The sequence below is a fragment of the Neisseria bacilliformis genome, assembly GCF_014055025.1.
GTDB lineage: Bacteria > Pseudomonadota > Gammaproteobacteria > Burkholderiales > Neisseriaceae > Neisseria > Neisseria bacilliformis.
In genome coordinates this window covers 2,430,150-2,447,197 of sequence record NZ_CP059571.1, presented here as the reverse complement: position 1 = coordinate 2,447,197, position 17,048 = coordinate 2,430,150, and the positions used below count along the sequence as shown (strand labels likewise).

At 52.8% G+C, this 17,048-nt stretch carries 19 protein-coding genes, 1 tRNA gene and 1 pseudogene; 15 read left to right on the top strand and 6 right to left on the bottom strand.

The window, feature by feature from the left end:
• The first annotated feature begins 95 nt into the window (after positions 1-95).
• Positions 96-362, top strand: coding sequence for a SemiSWEET family transporter (locus H3L91_RS11925; RefSeq protein WP_003796988.1), 267 nt, complete (start codon positions 96-98; stop codon positions 360-362).
• Between the two features lie 135 nt (positions 363-497).
• On the opposite strand, the gene H3L91_RS11920 is transcribed toward H3L91_RS11925, so the two are convergent.
• From H3L91_RS11920 to H3L91_RS11910, 3 genes are all read right to left on the bottom strand, one after another.
• Entirely contained in the window at positions 498-767 is a 270-nt protein-coding gene (locus tag H3L91_RS11920; protein WP_040658434.1) for a hypothetical protein, read from the bottom strand.
• Between the two features lie 80 nt (positions 768-847).
• Positions 848-1,258, bottom strand: coding sequence for a DUF2846 domain-containing protein (locus H3L91_RS11915; protein WP_007341238.1), 411 nt, complete (start codon positions 1,256-1,258; stop codon positions 848-850).
• A 343-nt stretch (positions 1,259-1,601) separates the two neighbouring features.
• The gene (locus H3L91_RS11910; protein WP_050783147.1) at positions 1,602-2,576 is read right to left on the bottom strand and encodes a L,D-transpeptidase; all 975 of its coding nucleotides are present in this window, start codon (positions 2,574-2,576) and stop codon (positions 1,602-1,604) included.
• Between the two features lie 35 nt (positions 2,577-2,611).
• Between H3L91_RS11910 and rlmD the strand changes: the two genes are divergently transcribed.
• From rlmD to carA, 7 genes and pseudogenes are all read left to right on the top strand, one after another.
• Entirely contained in the window at positions 2,612-4,018 is a 1,407-nt protein-coding gene (rlmD, locus tag H3L91_RS11905) for a 23S rRNA (uracil(1939)-C(5))-methyltransferase RlmD (RefSeq protein ID WP_244958466.1), read from the top strand.
• Between the two features lie 179 nt (positions 4,019-4,197).
• Positions 4,198-5,645, top strand: a pseudogene (locus H3L91_RS11900) (23S rRNA methyltransferase).
• 12 nt (positions 5,646-5,657) lie between these two features.
• The gene (locus tag H3L91_RS11895) at positions 5,658-6,773 is read left to right on the top strand and encodes a response regulator (RefSeq protein ID WP_007341232.1); all 1,116 of its coding nucleotides are present in this window, start codon (positions 5,658-5,660) and stop codon (positions 6,771-6,773) included.
• A gap of 13 nt (positions 6,774-6,786) precedes the next feature.
• The gene (locus H3L91_RS11890) at positions 6,787-7,323 is read left to right on the top strand and encodes a GTP-binding protein (RefSeq protein WP_040658432.1); all 537 of its coding nucleotides are present in this window, start codon (positions 6,787-6,789) and stop codon (positions 7,321-7,323) included.
• Between the two features lies 1 nt (position 7,324).
• Positions 7,325-7,960 carry a hypothetical protein gene (locus H3L91_RS11885; RefSeq protein ID WP_049259955.1) on the top strand — a complete coding sequence of 212 codons (636 nt, stop codon included), beginning with the start codon at positions 7,325-7,327 and terminating at the stop codon, positions 7,958-7,960.
• Between the two features lie 86 nt (positions 7,961-8,046).
• Complete coding sequence (locus H3L91_RS11880; protein WP_040658431.1) at positions 8,047-8,409, top strand: roadblock/LC7 domain-containing protein; 363 nt, start codon at positions 8,047-8,049, stop codon at positions 8,407-8,409.
• A gap of 221 nt (positions 8,410-8,630) precedes the next feature.
• Complete coding sequence (gene carA / locus H3L91_RS11875; protein WP_007341228.1) at positions 8,631-9,764, top strand: glutamine-hydrolyzing carbamoyl-phosphate synthase small subunit; 1,134 nt, start codon at positions 8,631-8,633, stop codon at positions 9,762-9,764.
• A 157-nt stretch (positions 9,765-9,921) separates the two neighbouring features.
• On the opposite strand, the gene H3L91_RS11870 is transcribed toward carA, so the two are convergent.
• From H3L91_RS11870 to H3L91_RS11860, 3 genes are all read right to left on the bottom strand, one after another.
• A tRNA-Pro gene (locus tag H3L91_RS11870) sits at positions 9,922-9,998 on the bottom strand.
• Positions 9,999-10,045: 47 nt separating this feature from the next.
• Positions 10,046-10,753, bottom strand: coding sequence for an SAM-dependent methyltransferase (locus H3L91_RS11865; protein ID WP_007341227.1), 708 nt, complete (start codon positions 10,751-10,753; stop codon positions 10,046-10,048).
• Between the two features lie 104 nt (positions 10,754-10,857).
• Positions 10,858-11,442: a Maf family protein gene (locus H3L91_RS11860; protein ID WP_007341226.1), complete on the bottom strand. Its 585-nt coding sequence runs from the start codon at positions 11,440-11,442 to the stop codon at positions 10,858-10,860.
• Positions 11,443-11,493: 51 nt separating this feature from the next.
• Between H3L91_RS11860 and H3L91_RS11855 the strand changes: the two genes are divergently transcribed.
• The 7 genes from H3L91_RS11855 (at position 11,494) to fabD (ending at position 16,943) form a co-directional block, all read left to right on the top strand.
• Positions 11,494-11,997 (top strand): YceD family protein, encoded by a 504-nt coding sequence (locus tag H3L91_RS11855; protein WP_007341225.1) that lies wholly within the window; start codon positions 11,494-11,496, stop codon positions 11,995-11,997.
• Between the two features lie 29 nt (positions 11,998-12,026).
• The gene (rpmF, locus tag H3L91_RS11850) at positions 12,027-12,206 is read left to right on the top strand and encodes a 50S ribosomal protein L32 (protein WP_007341224.1); all 180 of its coding nucleotides are present in this window, start codon (positions 12,027-12,029) and stop codon (positions 12,204-12,206) included.
• Positions 12,207-12,327: 121 nt separating this feature from the next.
• Positions 12,328-12,867: a phosphoribosyltransferase gene (locus H3L91_RS11845; RefSeq protein ID WP_007341223.1), complete on the top strand. Its 540-nt coding sequence runs from the start codon at positions 12,328-12,330 to the stop codon at positions 12,865-12,867.
• Positions 12,868-12,915: 48 nt separating this feature from the next.
• Complete coding sequence (gene plsX, locus H3L91_RS11840) at positions 12,916-13,974, top strand: phosphate acyltransferase PlsX (RefSeq protein WP_007341222.1); 1,059 nt, start codon at positions 12,916-12,918, stop codon at positions 13,972-13,974.
• Between the two features lie 113 nt (positions 13,975-14,087).
• On the top strand, positions 14,088-15,047 hold the full coding sequence (locus tag H3L91_RS11835; protein ID WP_007341221.1) for a beta-ketoacyl-ACP synthase III: 960 nt from the start codon (positions 14,088-14,090) through the stop codon (positions 15,045-15,047).
• A gap of 241 nt (positions 15,048-15,288) precedes the next feature.
• Positions 15,289-15,807 (top strand): hypothetical protein, encoded by a 519-nt coding sequence (locus H3L91_RS11830; protein WP_007341219.1) that lies wholly within the window; start codon positions 15,289-15,291, stop codon positions 15,805-15,807.
• 209 nt (positions 15,808-16,016) lie between these two features.
• Positions 16,017-16,943 carry an ACP S-malonyltransferase gene (gene fabD, locus H3L91_RS11825; protein ID WP_040658426.1) on the top strand — a complete coding sequence of 309 codons (927 nt, stop codon included), beginning with the start codon at positions 16,017-16,019 and terminating at the stop codon, positions 16,941-16,943.
• Positions 16,944-17,048 lie beyond the last annotated feature (105 nt).

The following is a 17,048-nucleotide window of genomic DNA, read 5'->3' as shown; positions in this document are numbered from 1 at the left end:
CCGTCTTTCGGGCTGCCTTTGTGGTACAATAAGGCAGCCTGAAACGCCGTTTCGGCAACGGCAGAACCGTTAAACCCCAAAGGAGACTTACCACCATGATAAGCAAGGCAAAATTCAATACCTTTGTCGGCAGCATAGGGGCGGCAATGGGTATTTTCGTATTTGTCGCCTATATCCCCCAAATTATCGCCAATATGCAAGGGGCAAAGGCGCAGCCGTGGCAACCCCTGTTTGCAGCAGCATCCTGTCTGATTTGGGTTTTGTACGGTTGGAGCAAAGAACCCCGGAAAGACTGGATTCTGATTATACCCAACGCAGTCGGCGTGATATTGGGATTTCTGACTTTTCTGACTTCGCTTTAAACAAGGGGCTGTACTAGATTAGCAAGCGTAGCCTGCATGCCGTAGGGTGTGTGGCTCTGCCACGCACGCGTTCTTTGGCATTTGTAAGGCCGTCTGAAAACTTCTCATGCTGTTTTCAGACGACTTTGGGGTTTTTCAGGCTGCCTCATCCATCTCTGCATCAAGCAACGCTTGGATTTGGCGGATTAAATCTTGCCGCTCGGCGCGGGTTAAGCCGCGAATGGTGCTTAATGTGTCGTCTATCAACGCGGGCGCGCCGCCGTGGCGCGGGGCGATGGCGAGAAATTTGTTGCGATAGCGGATAAGGTTGGGGCGGTCGGCGAAGGTAATTTGCTGTGGCATGCCGTTGATGGTGGCGGTGTAGCCAAAGGTAATTTTCTTGTATTTATCACTTATCCATGCCACGGTAGTGGGTTGGATACGGTGTTTGGGTTGCGCCTGCTTGTTATGGTGTAAAGCGACAACACGTTGAATGCCAACAGACTCTATGAACTCTGTTTCAAACCCTGAATGCCTTTTTTGCATTCGTTCAGCGAAACGGTTTCGAAATAGGGTCGGCCAACCCACATGCCCATATTCACGCCCGCTCTGACGCATCGCGTTTCATTCGGCTTCAATTCCACCAATATGCTGCGTTTTGCTTCCGTTTGCGCCCAAATATCATATTCTCCCGGCGGCAGTTCTTTTTCCACATAGCCTCCGTTGCGCAAACGGCCGATGATTGTATCGTTCGCGGCAACTTTGAAGTGTACGCCGCCACCGATAAACGCTTTGGGCCGGTAAACATAAATCATTGATTGGCCTTCGGAAGGTTGTTTGAAACTGTCAAACTGTGTTCCGGTTGCGGCGCAGGCCGAAAGTGTCAAAGCAACAAGAAAGACGGATAAAGATTTCATGGTTAATTTACCTACTTTGTTAAAATAAGTTTGTAATTCGGTAATTATATGCTTTGATTATTAAATTATCAGCATAATTTGTTAAATTATTCCGTTATGAATTATCTGAGTTTTGACATCTTTCCATGCCGAATAAATGGATACGGAAAACGAAATACATCCATACGGCTTGGCTTGTACTCAAAATATGCAGAAGACACACGTCTGATTTTAATTGCAAAGGCGGTGGAAAGCCTTTGTTGCGCCGGTTTACATGCAATAGGCCGTCTGAAAACCAAAAAACAGTTTTCAGACGGCCTATTGGCCTGTATCCGGTGGTTGCCCGCAGGCCGGAAAACGCTTGTTAGAACAGGTTGTCTTCGCCCTGTGCGGCATCGGAGGCAGGGGCTTCGGGCTGCGAGGCGGCGCGGTTTTTCGGGGGTAGGGCGGTGGCCGGTGTCAGGGTTCGGATGCCTGCGTCGGTATCAGCGTCGATTTCGATTTCGCTGCCTTCGGGCAGAATCTGGTCGTCGGCCGGTGTGGCGGCTTTGGCGGCGGCTTTGGCTTTGCTCAGGCTGCCCGAGCCGGAAATCCAGGCCAGCGATTTGAGTTCGCCGCTGATTTTGCTTTTCGTGCCGCCGCAGCTGATGCAGTGAAGCGCGCCGGTTCGGCTTTTCAGAACGGCGTCGATTTGTTTGGCGGAAACGGTTTTGCCCTTGGCTTTCGACCATGCGGCGATGCTTTTGCGCAGGGCGGCGGTGTCGAGGTTTTTCTTATTATAGGGGTCGCGGAAGGCGGCCAGCCAGAGGTTGCCCGCGCCGTCTTCGTTGAGGGCGGCCATTTGGTAAATCACGTCGGCGGGCGAGCCGGTGGACACGGTTTTGGCAAATTGCAGCGCGTCGGGCGACTTCATGCGCACGCAGCCGTGGCTGCGCACGCCGGGCACGCTGGCGGGGGCGTTGGTGCCATGGATGCCGAGGCCGAGTTTGGGGTCGCCCAGGCGCACGAATACGGGGCCGAGCGGGTTTTTCGGGCCGGGCGGCACGCTGGTGATGCCGTTTTTCAATTCTTTTTGGATGGATTTGGGGATGTGCCAGGTGGGGTTGAAGGCTTTCGCGCCGATTTTGTGCGAGCCGATGTTGGTTTGCGTCATCGCTTTGCCGACGGCGACGGGATAGATTTTGCTGAGTTTGCCGTCTGAATAGAGGAACAGGCGTTGCTGCGGGATGTTGATGACGACGTGGGTGCCCTCGGAAACGGGGGAAACATCGGGGACGGAGGTGGCGGCGAAGGCGGCGGAGGCCGAAAGTGTGAGTAGTGCGAATCCTAGTTTTTTCATTGTGTTGTGTTCGGTAAGGGCAATAAAGGGGCGGTATGATACCGCAACCGCCGCCGTTTTGTGGGAAAATGTCATGTTTTTTTATGGTTTTGTTAAACAAGCGTGGCGAAATGGCAATAGCGGCGGTACAACGGGAAGTTTCTGCGGCAGCGGAAATGGTGTTTGAGGCGGAGATAACGGGTTTCGACAGCACGGGGCGTGGGGTGGCGCGGCGCAACGGGAAGGCTGTTTTCGTGGGTAATGCGCTGCCGGGGGAGCGGGTGCGTTGCCGCATGACGCGCGCGGACAGGCGGTTTGACGAAGCCGAAGCGGTAGAAATCCTGCGTCCGTCGTCTTTCCGGCAAACGCCGCCGTGTCCGCATTATGAGGAATGCGGCGGCTGTTCGATGCAGCATATCCGTTTCGAGGCGCAGGTGGCTTTGAAGCAGCGGGTGGTGGAGGAGCAGTTTGCCCGCATCGGCGGGCTGCGGCCGCAGCAGATGCTTGCGCCGGTTTACGGTGCGGCCTGGCATTACCGCGAACGCGGCAGGCTGGGGGCGGAAACCGACGGGAGAGGCCGTCTGAAAATCGGTTTCCGTGCCAAGAAAAGCAACAGAATCGCTGCTGTTCAAAGTTGCAAGGTGCTGCCGTCTCATTTGTCGGATGCGTTGCCGCTGCTGCAAACAGCCTTGCAGCCGCTGGCGGACGTGTTGCGCGGCATTGCTTTTGCCGTGGGCGGGAGGAGGACGGCTTTGTGTCTGCTTACGGATAAGAGGCCGTCTGAAAAACAGCGCGGTGTGTTGCGGAACTTGTCGCAGGAACTGGGTGGGGACTGGCTGATCAGTTGGCAATATGGCGTGGGCGAGGAGATGCTTTACGAAGGGCAGGATGGTTTGAGCTACCGTTTGGCTGACTTCGACATTGAAATGCCGTTCTGCGTGGGCGACTTCACGCAGGCCAATGCAGCGGTAAACAATATTATGGTGCGCCGCGCGGTAGACATGCTGGATCCGGCACACGGCGATAAAATAGCGGATCTGTTTTGCGGGCTGGGCAATTTCACTCTGCCGCTGGCGCAGAGTGGTGCGCAGGTGGTCGGCGTGGAAGGCTCGCCGGCTTTGGTTCGTCGGGCAGCAGGCAACGCGCGGCTAAACGGCTTCGGCGGCAATGTGTCGTTTGAGGTTGCCAACCTGTTCAAAACAGGCGGCAGGCAAAGCCGGATATGGCAGAATGCGGACAAATTGCTGATTGATCCGCCGCGTGCGGGCGCGTATGAAATTGTCAAATCGCTGGGGTTGTCCCGGCAGCCCGACAGGATTGTGTATGTTTCGTGCAATCCGGCAACATTCGCGCGCGATGCCGCAGTGTTGGTGGATAAAGGCTATAAATTCAAATTATTAGGACTGGTTAATCTTTTCCCGCAAACTGAGCACGTTGAGTCTGTCGGTTGCTTTGAGAGATAAGCGGTGTGTTTAATTTGGTAAAACATTGGGATAAACGTTCGGTTTTTTGTAAGTCATGCTATTATAGCGAGCTAAGGGATTAACAAATCTAAAACAAAAATTTACGCGTGCCGGTTTTGGTTGATGCGTATCGATTTGTTTTCGAATATGCCGGATATTGGGAGATATTCTTGGATTACATGCTTATAATCGGGATTGTTGTGGTGGTTGTGCTGGTCGTCGTTCTGCTCAAACAGAAGGGTAAAAACCAGTCAGGCACCAACACTAAATCCGCAAACAAACATGCGAATCTCCGTGCGCAAGACGAGGCGGAAGATGAACCTGAAACTGACGAATGGGAGGTTCAGGCCGAAGCTCCGTCTGATGGTTTGCAAAGCTGGGAATGGGAGGGTGACGGGAATGTCGATATGTCCACCGCTTCCGTTTCTGCGCAAGAAGTTGATCCGCTTACCGAGTATCAGGTTTACAAGCAATTTGGTTATGAAGATAAGGCAGCGGCTTCCCTCGCTGCTTATTTGAATAATCTGAAAACCAGTGCGCCGGAAAAGCTGGTAAACGAGCTGATCGGTCTTTGCCTAAATATCGGTGATGCCGATTTGTTGGCGGCAACGCTTGATCGCCATGCGGCTTTATTGTCGCCGGATAAGTTATCCGAATATATTAAAGCTGGCTTGGGTATTGATCCCAATCATTTGGGTTTGCGCGTTTTGGCTGAGTCTAAGCTGAATTGGAACATGCAGGAAGTTGCCCGTCAGATTGGCGAGCAGACCGGCTTGGAAAGTTCGGATTCTGACGGCATGTCTTCCAGTTCAGCTGCCATGGAAGTTACTGTCGATGACGCAGGTCGGGAGGTGAAACGCCTGAGTAAACATAGCCCGCTGATTATCGGTCGTGCGGAAGTGGGCGAAATGACCGAGGAAGAAATGAGCGCGGTTATTGGGTTTGTAAAACCTGAAAAATCGGCCAAATTGCTGAAAACCAAGTTGATTATGAAACTGCTCGTCGTCAGTACAATAAGGCTATTCAGAAATCGGAAAAACCTGCCGGGTTAATCATTGATGCATTAAAACTTGATTATCAGCATGCCGATGTCAACGAATTTGCTGCGCATTTGTGGAGGCTTTACTATTCTCTCGGTTCTAATGGTCGTCAGGTTAAAGAACGTATGCTTGGCTGGGGGTATAGTCTCGGACAGCATGAAGTATTTGATAACTTGGAGAAATCACTCACGGAGCAACAAGTACGTGAAATCGGTCTGCGACAAGGTTATCTGCAAGGTTCGGCGCGTCAGTCGAAAGTCAAATATCGCGAGCTGGTTCATCGCAACGATTCTATTTTAAACGAGAGTACCTCGCCTGCTGAATTGGCTCTGAAAGAAGTTGAGTCTCTGTTGATGTATGGACAGTTGGATCAGGCGATCAGTACTTTGGAACAGGCTGTATTGAAGTATCCGCAAGAATCTCAGCTTTATATTATGTTGTTCGATTTGTACGAGCGTTCGGAAGATTGGGTTAAATTGGAGCAGTTCTTGCGAGTTCTGCGCGAAAAAGAAGCTAATCTGCCGGAGGAAGTTATTTTGGCGATCAGTCAGTTACAGCAGCGAATTCATCGCAATTCCAATAAATAAGAGTGCAGGCTAATGGATAATTTGATACCGAAAGTAAAAACAGTACGGGTAATGCTGCTAGAGATGGGCGAGCAACAGAATGCTGTATTCAAAATGGCATTCAAGATGCACAATACTACGAACTATGAGATTGTCGAACCCGGCTCTGCTCATCAGCCGGATATGGTGTTGGTTGATGTAGATGGTGGTAAAGGAATTTTGGCTTGGCATGAGGCCAAGAAAAATTATCAGAATATTCCTGTTGTGGTTTTTTCTGCACATGATCCTGTTATCACTGCGCCATATTTGCCTAAGCCTGTGAAGTTTGACACCTTATTCCCCATATTAAGAAGTCTTGCACAAGGCGGGAATGTTTTTGAGGCCGTGCAAGGTGGCGGTGATGCTGGAAAGCAGGTTGAATCATCGCATTCCGCCGACGTAAAGCCTCGGAAAACAACCATCCGTCGTTTTAATCCGCAGAGGGGATTGCTAGGTGCATTACGCGCTTCCAGTGAGAGGCAGCAAGATACGGCTGTATTGGTAGGAGGGAAGCCTGTTTTGATTGTATTCCCCAGTATACAACGTGTTTTGCTGACTGTTAGTGCGGAAGAGTTGGAAAGAATGTGTCGCGATGACCATGTATCTGTAATATGTAAATCCGTACCTGATAATCCGCAATGGAAAGAAAAAGCCAAAGTAACCATTATGTCATGTTTGTGGCAAATGGCTATTTGGACAGCTCAGGGCAGATTGATATTTCCGATGACCCCTCAAACGGTTTTTACATTGAAAAGATGGCCGAATCTGACTAGGCTAGCATCTGTTCCGGAATCAATGAGATTATCGGCGTTTTTAACCAAAACTTCGGTTAATCTAAATATCCTCTATAAAGTCATGCCCTTGGATATGGCAGATATTCTAAATTATTTGGCAGCCACATTTGTCACAGGTTATTTGGCAACGGATAGTCAGTTCTCTGTTCAAAATGGACAGTCGGATAAAGAATTGGCAACAGGTACAATGAAGGTAAGTACGCATGTTCCTGATAATAAGATGTCTAAGGATGCAATGAGTGCGGTTACTCCGTCGCAAACCCAGCCGAGAGGTTTGCTGCAACGATTAATGCGCAAATTATCAGGCGGCAAATAAAGAAAGAAATGCAATGAAAGAGAATAAAATAATTTTTACTGGTCCTGTTGGTGTAGGTAAAACCACAGCTATTTCTGCACTTTCTGACGACCCTCCTGTTAAGACAGATGCGCGGGCTTCCGATATGACCTTGGTTCGGAAAGGTCATACTACCGTAGCAATGGATTATGGTGTCATTCGTTTAGATGAGGATACTAAGGTACATCTTTATGGCACTCCGGGGCAGGAACGTTTTAATTTTATGTGGGAGATTCTTAGTAAAGGTAGTATGGGTTTGATACTACTGTTGGATAATACAAGAGCTAATCCACTGAAAGATTTAACATTTTTTTTGGATGCATTTAAAGATTTATTAAAAACCGCACCATTGGTTGTTGGTGTTACCAAAATGGATGTCCGTTCGTTACCGGGGATTGATGTCTATCAAAAATATTTGGCGCAGCATAATTTCAATGTTCCTGTGTTTGAGGTAGATGCTCGGGAAGAGGAAGATGTAAAGCAGTTGGTGAGCGCAATGTTATTTTCAATTGATCCTGGATTAGAGGTATAAAATGGATTCGACACTTTCTTTACAATCAAATTTATATCCGCGTGTAACACCCGCAGGGGCTTATTACGCAGTATCCAGTAATGTACCAAGTGCCAGCCGTACACTTTTGCACGGTCTGTTGAGAGCATCACCTAATGATACAGTCAGTGCTGAAAATCTTTTGTCGTGGGCGGAGACCAATGATGCGGATTCGGCTTTGAATTTGCTCTATCGTTTGCAAAGGCTTGAATTCTTATATGGAGATGAGCAGCCTGTATATCAGGAATCAGCGATGACTGACGATCAGCTCCCTGAATTGCTGGCTCAGCTTTCCAGTAATGGTAAAGCGTTGCTTGCCGATGCAAATGGTCTTTACTTTGCCAATGCAGGATTCCATCATGAAACTGCTGAAGAAGTTGGGCTCATGTCTAGTGAAGTATCTGCACTAGGGGAGAAACATCAGCTTCTGGTTAAGAATAATTTGAATATACATCATAATGCTTGGGGTATTTGTGATCCATCAGGTCAAACCGAACTGACTTTCTTTCCTTTGTATGCGGGTAAGGTAAAATTAGTACTGGTAGTTGCAGGTATGCCGGACTTGAATAAAGAAGCGTTTGTTTCTTTAATTAAAGTGCTGTGTAACCGGTATGCCTGAGTGGGTTCGATGTTGAGGCTACTAAAACCTTATTAATGCTTCAATGTAAACGTCTTAAAAATATAAATGAAACTGGATTATAAAATATGCGTGAACAACTTCTAATTTCTGTATTGAGTGATTTGAACGCAACATCATCAGATATTACTGCTTCTGCCGTTATTTCGAGCGACGGGCTTCCTATTGCTACGCTGATTCCTCAGGGTTTAGATGCCGATCGTGTTGGTGCAATGTCAGCTACGTTACTCGCCTTGGGTAGTCATGCTGCTGCCGAATTAAATTGCGGGGATTTGGATCAGGTCATGGTTAAAGGCAAAAACGGTTATATTCTGTTGAATCAGGCGGGGGCAGATGCGGTATTGGCTCTTATTGCTAATGAGAGTGGCAAACTTGGTTTGATTTTATTGGATGCGAAACGCGCAGCCAAACATATTGCAGATATTATTTGAGTATGGGAAGCAGCCCGAAAGCCCTGTGATAGCCTAATTTATCAGGGTGCAAGCTGTTGAGCTTGAATTTAAACGAATGTTTATTTAGAATCCAATAAGTTTGTATGTGTCAGTTTTGTTTAGTCAAATAAAATATTGGCCAAACACGCACTATGCTTGATAGCATCAAGCATATGCGTGTTTTTTTACGAAATATTGAGATATTATATTAGGATATGGTAATGACAATTCCAGCTCTTCTTGTTCTAGCAGATGGTAGTGTATTCTACGGACGTTCGGTAGGTTATCAGGGAACTACTTCCGGTGAGGTTGTTTTTAATACTTCTATGACCGGGTATCAAGAAATATTAACGGATCCTTCATATTGCAAACAGATTGTTACCCTTACCTATCCGCATGTCGGAAACACCGGTACCAATTCGGAAGATATTGAAGGTAAAACCGTCTATGCGGCAGGATTAGTCATCCGGGATATTCCCATATTACCCAGTAGTTTTCGTTCAGAAGAAAGTTTGCAGGAATATTTGATACGTAATAAAACGGTTGCCATTGCGGGTATAGATACGCGCCGTCTTACACGGGTTTTGCGTGATAAAGGCGCGCAGGCCGGTGCGATATTGACAGGTGAGGATGCAACCGAAGCCAAAGCTCGGGAATTAATTGATGCTTTCGGCAGTATGGTAGGAAAAGATTTGGCAAAAGAGGTAACTTGCGGACAACCTTATGAATGGACAGAAGGCGAATGGGTATTAGGCAAGGGATTTGTTACGCCGGAAGTGCAACCTTATCATGTCGTTGCGTATGATTATGGTGTTAAAACCAATATTTTGCGGATGTTGGCTTCACGAGGCTGTCGTTTGACGGTTGTGCCTGCTCAAACGTTAGCAAAAGACGTGTTGGCAATGAATCCAGACGGTATATTCTTGTCTAACGGGCCGGGAGATCCTGAAGTATGTGATTATGCCGTAGCCGCCGTTAAAGAATTGCTGGCTTGCGGAAAACCCATATTCGGTATTTGTTTGGGGCATCAATTGATTGGTTTGGCTTTGGGAGGGAAAACCAAAAAGATGCCGTTCGGCCATCACGGAGCAAATCATCCGGTGCAGGATTTGCAGACGGGCAGGGTGATGATTACCAGTCAAAACCACGGTTTCGAGGTGGATGCGGACAGTTTGCCCGAGGGTGTCAAAATTACCCATCGTTCGCTGTTTGACGGCTCTCTGCAAGGCATCGAATTGGCAGACCGCCCTATATTCAGTTTTCAAGGCCATCCCGAAGCCAGTCCCGGTCCGCATGACGTAGCTTGCCTTTTTGACAAATTCGTTGCCAATATGGCTGAGGCTTCAGCTAACTGAGAAAACGCTTTTTGTCTGGCTTGCGGAATGTTTTTCAGACGGCCTATTTGGTTGGATAGGCCGTCTGAAAAACGATTGCGGCAGTTTGATTGGATGAAAAGATTGGTGAATCAAAAAAAATTAAAAAAAGCAACCGTTTAGGTTGCTTTTTTTAATTTGGTCGGAATGAGAGGATTCGAACCTCCGACCCCTTCGTCCCGAACGAAGTGCGCTACCGGGCTGCGCTACATTCCGTAATGAAGCACGGATTATAGGGTGGTACTCATGCTTTTGCAAGCAGCTTATGCCTGCAAGACAAAAATCGTCGGGCGTTTTTTCAGACAGGGGAGTTTTTCCGATTCTTTCCATACGGAAACAGGTTGGCTGATAATTAACTCGTTCGGCGTGGTTAGATCGCAGGCAATGCAAAGTCGTGTCTTCGGATGGAGCAGGGCGACGGCGTCGGACAGGAGGGCGTCATTCCGGTATGGCGTCTCAATAAACAGTATGGTTTCTCCCGATTGCCGCGAATGTTGCTCTACACTTTTCAGCGCGGCGGCGCGTTCGTTTTTTTCAGACGGCAGATAACCTTTAAAGACAAAGCTCTGCCCGTTTGCCCCCGAGGCCATCAAAGCCAGCATGATGCTCGACGGACCGATCAGGGGATGCACTGCAAAGCCGTTCTCATGCGCCAGCGCAACCAAATCCGCTCCCGGGTCGGCCACAGCCGGGCAACCCGCCTCGCTGAGCAAACCCATGTTGCGGCCTTCGTGCAGCGGTTGCAGCAATTGTGGCAAGGTGTTGCGGTCGGTGTGTTCGTTCAATGTTTGTAGGTTCAGTTCGCGGACGGAGGTAGTGATGCCCAAATGTTTCAGGTGGGCGCGGGCGGTTTTTTCCGCTTCGACGATGAAATCCGTCAAGGCGGTGATTTGAGCCTGTTCGTGAGGCAGCAGGCAAGGGGTATCGGGTGTGCCGAGGGGTGTGGGGATCAGATAGAGCGTAGGCTGCATAATTTTCCTATAACAGAGGAAACAGACGGCTTTTCAGACGGCCTCAAAGTTGGTTTGCATTGATGCAGCCGAACGGAAATCTAGGGGCTGATTGTCAACAGATCCTAAATAAGGGATACGCCTTCGCGCTGCAAAAAATCAATCAGCCGGAACAACGGCAGTCCAATCAGCGCGTTTGGGTCGCTGCTCTCCACTTTTTCCAACAAGACCGAGCCTAATCCCTCGCTTTTGGCGGCTCCGGCGCAGTAAAGCGCATCGGGTTCGCGCGCCAGATAGCGGCTGATTTGTTCCGCAGACAGTTGCCGCATGGTTACTACCGTTGTGTCCACATGACATTGCAGGCCGTCTGAAAAACTGTTGAGCAGGCAGATTGCACTGTAAAACTCGATGCGTTGTCCGCTCAATTCCGTCAGCATCTGTTGTGCGTTTGCCACGCTCATCGGCTTGCCGAGCTGCCTGCCGCCGCACCATACTACCTGATCCGCGCCGATAATCAGGGCGGCGGGGAAGCGGTCGGCCAGCAAACGGGCTTTGCCGACCGCCAGCCGCAGTGCGGTTTCGGCGGCGGTTTCCCCGGGAATGGGCGTTTCGTCAAAATCGGGCGCGGCCGTCTGAAAAGGCAGTCCCAGCCGTTCGAGCTGCTGGCGGCGGAAAACGGAACTCGAGCCGAGGATAATCGGCAGATTCATAGTAATAAAAACATTGACGTCAAACCAGCCGGATTATATCATGCACAGTTTATGTTAGAGCCTGATTTGATTGACCCGCGAACGTTTGCGGCGCAGGGATGCGTGCTGGAAGGCTGTTTGTCTCCCGAGGAGATGGACGAGCGGGTAAAGTCGCATGAATATTTGGCAGACAAGACGAAGCCTTTGCGGATTTCGTTGCGCGGCGGAACAGACAAACTAAGCCGTCCGTTTCTTGATTTTTCCGTGCACGGCGGGATGACGCTGGTCTGCCAGTGCTGCATGCAGCCGCTGGCGTTTGAATTGGACGAATGCGCGCGCATTGTGTTGTTTGACGATGAGGTGGCATTGGATGCCGCCATGGCGGCGGATGACGGTTTGGACGGCATGCTTTGCCCCGATGTTTTGTCCGTGCGCACCTTGGCCGAAGATCAGATTCTGATGGCGATGCCTTACGCGCCGCGTCATGAAAACTGCGTGATTGCAGAATATGCGGATGCCGGTTGCGGCAAACCCAATCCGTTTGCGGTATTATCCGGGCTGAAAAGCAACAACTGAATTTTTCATCATTTTTCCAGGAGCTTGAAATGGCTGTTCAACAAAACAAAAAATCCCCCTCCAAACGCGGTATGCACCGCTCGCATGACGCCCTGACCGCGCCCGCCCTTTCCGTGGACAGTGCAACCGGTGAAGTGCACCGCCCGCACCATGTGTCGCCCAACGGCATGTACCGCGGCCGCAAAGTCATGAAAGCCAAAGGCGAATAAGCCGGAGGCGGATGTCAAACGGAAATCCGTCGCAGGGTTTCCGTTTTTGTTTTTGCCGATACCGCGCCCTGCATTGGCCGGCGCGGGACTTTGGCGGACTCCAACCAGCGGACAGACGGTTATGGTTAAAAAAATTTGGTACACCTATGATGATGTTCATCGTGTTTTGAAAGAGTTGGCCGGAAAAATACAGGCAAGCGGCGTGCGCTATGACGCCATGATCGCCATCGGCGGCGGGGGCTTCATTCCGGCGCGCATTTTGCGCTGTTTTTTGAACATTCCGATTTACGCGGTCAGCACGGCTTATTACGCCAACGACTTTGGTTACGAAACCAACAGCGAAATTAAAAAAATACAGTGGCTTGATCCGATGCCGGAAAACCTGGCCGGCAAAAACGTGCTGGTGGTGGACGAAGTGGACGATTCGCGCGTAACGCTCGAATTCGTGCTGAACGAGCTGCAAAAGGAAAATTTCGCTGAAATCGGCGTTGCCGTGCTGCACGAAAAAATCAAGGAAAAGGCGGGCAAGCTGCCTGAAGGCATCCGTTATTTCAGCGGCATCACCGTCGAAGACTGGTGGATCAATTATCCGTGGGACGCGGAAGACATTGCCGCGCACAATCTCCTGGCTGCCGGACACGGTGAGGCGCAGCCCGAATGAGGCCGTCTGAAAAACAGGCAAACAGGTTTGGAAGAGAAGGGGAATCCGATGATTACTTTGGCCGTTGACGCAATGGGCGGCGATGCGGGCTTGTCCGTTACCGTGCCCGGCGCGGTATCCTTTCTGCGGCGGCAGGCGGACGCGCGCCTGCTGATGGTGGGCGACGAAGCGGCTATCGTCCGCGCTTTGTCGTCCGCCGCCGCGCCCATGGACAGGATTGACGTCATACCCGCCACGCAGGTGGTGGAGATGGACGAGCAGCCGCAGTCGGCTTTGAAAAACAAAAAAGATTCCTCGATGCGCGTCGCCGTCAACCAAGTCAAAGAAGGCTTGGCGCAGGCGGCCGTGTCGGCGGGCAATACCGGTGCGCTGATGGCGACCGCGCGTTTCGTGCTGAAAACCATCCCGGGTATCGAGCGGCCGGCCATTGCCAAATTCATTCCCTCGAAAGACGGGCACATGACGCTGGTGCTGGATTTGGGCGCGAACGTCGATTGCACGCCCGAGCAGCTTGTCCAGTTTGCCGTCATCGGCAGCGAACTGGTGCACGCGCTCTACCCGCAGGCCGGTGCGCCGCGCGTCGGCCTGCTCAACGTCGGCACGGAAGACATCAAAGGCACGGACACCGTCAAGCAGACGTTCAAACTGCTGCAAAGCAGCCGCCTCAACTTCGTCGGCAACGTCGAAGGCGGCAGCATATTCAGCGGCGAGGCAGACGTGGTGGTGGCCGACGGCTTTGTCGGCAACATCGTGCTGAAAACCATCGAAGGCTCGGTGCGTTTCCTCACCACTGCCATCCGGCAGGAATTCCAAACCAACCTGCTGACCAAACTGGGCGCGCTGGCCGCCCTGCCCGCGCTCAAAGGGTTCAGAAACAAACTCGACCCGCGCAAATTCAACGGCGCGATTTTCCTCGGACTGCGCGGCGTGGTGGTCAAAAGCCACGGCGGCACCGACGCCGTCGGCTTCGCCTACGCGCTCGAAGAAGCCTTCCACGAAGCCAAGGCCGACAGCCTCGCCCGCATCCAGCAGGGCGTGGCCGAACAGCTTGCCTTTCTCGCCGAGAAAAAAATCGAAGCCGAACAGGCCGCCATCAGCATCGATTGAGCGGCCGGGTGCCGACACAGCGACAAAGAGGCCGTCTGAAAACCGCAGATGCTTTTCAGACGGCCTCTGTTCAAACCACCGGATGACCCCATCCCTTCCGAAAGGAACGCAACATGAAATACGCGAAAATTCTCGGCACAGGCAGCTACCTGCCCGAGAAACGCCTCAGCAACAACGACCTGGCCGAATTTGTCGACACCTCCGACGAATGGATCACCACCCGCACCGGCATCAAATTCCGCCACATCGCCGCCGAACACGAGAAAACCAGCGACCTCGCTGTCGCCGCCGCTCGCCGTGCGCTGGACGATGCCGGCGTGTCTGCGGCGGAAATCGGCCTGATCATCGTCGCCACCGCCACCCCCGACATGCAGTTTCCCGCCACCGCCACCATCGTCCAGCACAAACTCGGCATCGCCGGCTGCCCCGCCTTTGACGTGCAGGCCGTCTGCGCCGGCTTCATGTACGCCCTCTCCACCGCCAACGCCTATATCCGCAGCGGCATGGCCGACAAAGTGCTGGTCATCGGCGCGGAAACGTTCAGCCGCATCCTCGACTGGCGCGACCGCACCACCTGCGTGCTGTTCGGCGACGGCGCGGGCGCGGTGGTGCTGGGCGCGTCCGACGAACCCGGCATCATCGGCAGCAGGCTGCAAGCCGACGGCGGCTACCTCGACCTTTTGAAAGTGCCCGCGCAAATGGCCGACGGCAAAATCTGCGGCAACCCCTATATCGAAATGGACGGGCCGGGCGTGTTCAAATTCGCCGTGAAAATGCTGGTCAAAGTGGCCGAAGACGTACTCGCCGAAGCCGGATACGCCGCCGACCAAATCGACTGGATCGTGCCCCACCAGGCCAACAAACGCATCATCGACAGCACCGCCAAACACCTCGGCCTGCCCGCCGAAAAAGTCATCCTCACCGTACAGGATCACGGCAACACCTCCGCCGCCTCCATCCCGCTCGCCCTCGACGCAGGCATCCGGCGCGGCCAAATCAAGCGCGGGCAAACCCTGCTGCTCGAAGGCATAGGCGGCGGCTTCGCATGGGGCGCGGTGCTGCTCAAATACTGATTTCCGGCCGACACGGCGGCATCGCCCCGCAAAAAAACACGGATACGCCATTGAAAACACGCGTATCCGTGTTTTTTTACCGAATCCCCGCGCAATTAACAAAATATAACACATATACCGTTTAATCCGTCTTGCAACCGTTCGTCAGGATTGTATAATGTGCGACAAGCCAAACGGCAAATTTTAAAGACAAGCGGTATATACCGTAACCATTCACTATCTAAATAACGGGGTTTTAAAAATGCAGGCAATACAACATTACGGCATCGTCATCTCATGGTTTCAAGACAAACAGCTCGGCGTGGTGCGCGACAAAGACGACACAGGCTCGCGCCTGCTCCTTCTGGCGGCAGACCTGCCCGCAGGCTACCGCGAGCCGAAAGTCGGCGACGAAATCACCTACATCGCCGGCACCGACAACAAAAACCGTCCCTGCGCCCTCTCGCCGCACCTGGTCGGCAACGGCGCGCAGCAAATGTCCGCAGCGGGCGCGGTGGTGCGCGAAGGCGACTTGGTGCGCATCAAAGTGGACGCGTGGGACATCAAGAAAAACGGCGGCTTCGGCATGCTCGCCAGCGAACCCGAAATCCCCGTGTTTGCACTCGGCCAATACCTCAACCAGTTCAACGTGCCGCAGGTGGGCGACATCCTCACAGGCCGTCTGAAACGCCACGCCAACGGCCAATGGCTGCTCACCGGCATCGACATCGTCTATCCCGAAGCGCAGGACGCGCTTGAAGAGCCGGTTGCGGAACAATAATTGCGCGCGGCGGCCTCTGCACCATACGGCAGCGGCCGCCGCAGCCTTCGAGGCCGTCTGAAAACCCGCAAAACCCGTTTTCAGACGGCCTCGACGCGATAGAACGCCCATCCCCTTTCTGTTACACTCCGCGTCGTTTGTGCCCCTGCCGCAGACGGCGTTTTCCGTCTGCCGCCGCCGCATTTTCTCTTTCAAACCAAAGGAATCCCATGTCTTTCGCATTCTTCTTCCCAGGGCAGGGCTCGCAGAGCCTGCATATGATGGACGGCTTCGACGGCGCGTCCGTGGTCAGAAACACCTTCGACGAAGCCTCCGCCGCGCTCGGCCAAGACCTGTGGGCGATGATGAACGGCGAAGACGCCGAACTCATCGGGCAGACCGTCAACACCCAGCCGCTGATGCTGGCGGCGGGCGTGGCCACCTACCGCGCCTATCTCGAAGCAGGCGGCAAAACGCCGCAGGCCGTGGCGGGGCACAGTCTGGGCGAATACAGCGCGCTGGTTGCCGCCGGCGCGCTCGGTTTTGCCGACGCGGTGAAACTCGTGCGCCTGCGCGCCGAACTGATGCAGAACGCCGTGCCGCAGGGCGTGGGCGCGATGGCCGCCATCCTCGGGCTGGAAGACGCGCAGGTGCAGGCCCTCTGCGCCGCCGCCGCCGAAGGCGAAGTGGTTGAAGCCGTCAATTTCAATTCGCCCGGGCAGGTGGTCATCGCCGGACACGCCGCAGCGGTGGAACGCGCGATGGCCGCCGCCAAAGAGGCGGGTGCGAAACGCGCCCTGCCGCTGCCCGTGTCCGTGCCCTCGCATTGCAGCCTGATGAAGCCCGCCGCCGAAAAGCTGGCCGCCGCCCTGCAAACCGTCGCCGTGTCCGCGCCGCAAATCCGCGTCATCCACAATGCCGACGTCGCCGCCCACCAAGACCCCGCGCTTATCAAAGACGCGCTGGTGCGCCAGCTTTACAGCCCCGTGCGCTGGACGGAAACCGTCGGCCTGCTGGTTTCAGACGGCCTCACCGAATCCGCCGAATGCGGCCCGGGCAAAGTGCTGGCCGGTCTGGCCAAACGCATCAGCAAAGAAGCCGTCTGCACCGCGCTCACCGGCAAAGAGCAGGTGGAAGCCTTCATCGCTGCGCATTGAACGCACAGGCCGTTTTCAGACGGCCTCTCTGCCTCCGCCGCCTTTCAGACCGTCTCTATCCTGTATAATGCAGGCCGTCTGAAACCACGGTTTCAACCATTTTCA

Excerpts from the sequence above, each read along its gene's own strand:
- H3L91_RS11830 (WP_007341219.1), top strand. The coding sequence starts at position 15,289 with ATGCAGGCAATACAACATTACGGCATCGTCATCTCATGGTTTCAAGAC.
- H3L91_RS11910 (WP_050783147.1), bottom strand. The coding sequence starts at position 2,576 with ATGAAAAAACTAGGATTCGCACTACTCACACTTTCGGCCTCCGCCGCC.
- H3L91_RS11895 (WP_007341232.1), top strand. The coding sequence starts at position 5,658 with ATGGATAATTTGATACCGAAAGTAAAAACAGTACGGGTAATGCTGCTA.
- carA (WP_007341228.1), top strand. The coding sequence starts at position 8,631 with ATGACAATTCCAGCTCTTCTTGTTCTAGCAGATGGTAGTGTATTCTAC.
- H3L91_RS11845 (WP_007341223.1), top strand. The coding sequence starts at position 12,328 with ATGGTTAAAAAAATTTGGTACACCTATGATGATGTTCATCGTGTTTTG.
- H3L91_RS11885 (WP_049259955.1), top strand. The coding sequence starts at position 7,325 with ATGGATTCGACACTTTCTTTACAATCAAATTTATATCCGCGTGTAACA.
- H3L91_RS11865 (WP_007341227.1), bottom strand. The coding sequence starts at position 10,753 with ATGCAGCCTACGCTCTATCTGATCCCCACACCCCTCGGCACACCCGAT.
- H3L91_RS11835 (WP_007341221.1), top strand. The coding sequence starts at position 14,088 with ATGAAATACGCGAAAATTCTCGGCACAGGCAGCTACCTGCCCGAGAAA.
- fabD (WP_040658426.1), top strand. The coding sequence starts at position 16,017 with ATGTCTTTCGCATTCTTCTTCCCAGGGCAGGGCTCGCAGAGCCTGCAT.
- plsX (WP_007341222.1), top strand. The coding sequence starts at position 12,916 with ATGATTACTTTGGCCGTTGACGCAATGGGCGGCGATGCGGGCTTGTCC.
- H3L91_RS11855 (WP_007341225.1), top strand. The coding sequence starts at position 11,494 with ATGTTAGAGCCTGATTTGATTGACCCGCGAACGTTTGCGGCGCAGGGA.
- H3L91_RS11880 (WP_040658431.1), top strand. The coding sequence starts at position 8,047 with ATGCGTGAACAACTTCTAATTTCTGTATTGAGTGATTTGAACGCAACA.
- rpmF (WP_007341224.1), top strand. The coding sequence starts at position 12,027 with ATGGCTGTTCAACAAAACAAAAAATCCCCCTCCAAACGCGGTATGCAC.
- H3L91_RS11925 (WP_003796988.1), top strand. The coding sequence starts at position 96 with ATGATAAGCAAGGCAAAATTCAATACCTTTGTCGGCAGCATAGGGGCG.
- rlmD (WP_244958466.1), top strand. The coding sequence starts at position 2,612 with ATGATACCGCAACCGCCGCCGTTTTGTGGGAAAATGTCATGTTTTTTT.
- H3L91_RS11860 (WP_007341226.1), bottom strand. The coding sequence starts at position 11,442 with ATGAATCTGCCGATTATCCTCGGCTCGAGTTCCGTTTTCCGCCGCCAG.
- H3L91_RS11890 (WP_040658432.1), top strand. The coding sequence starts at position 6,787 with ATGAAAGAGAATAAAATAATTTTTACTGGTCCTGTTGGTGTAGGTAAA.
- H3L91_RS11915 (WP_007341238.1), bottom strand. The coding sequence starts at position 1,258 with ATGAAATCTTTATCCGTCTTTCTTGTTGCTTTGACACTTTCGGCCTGC.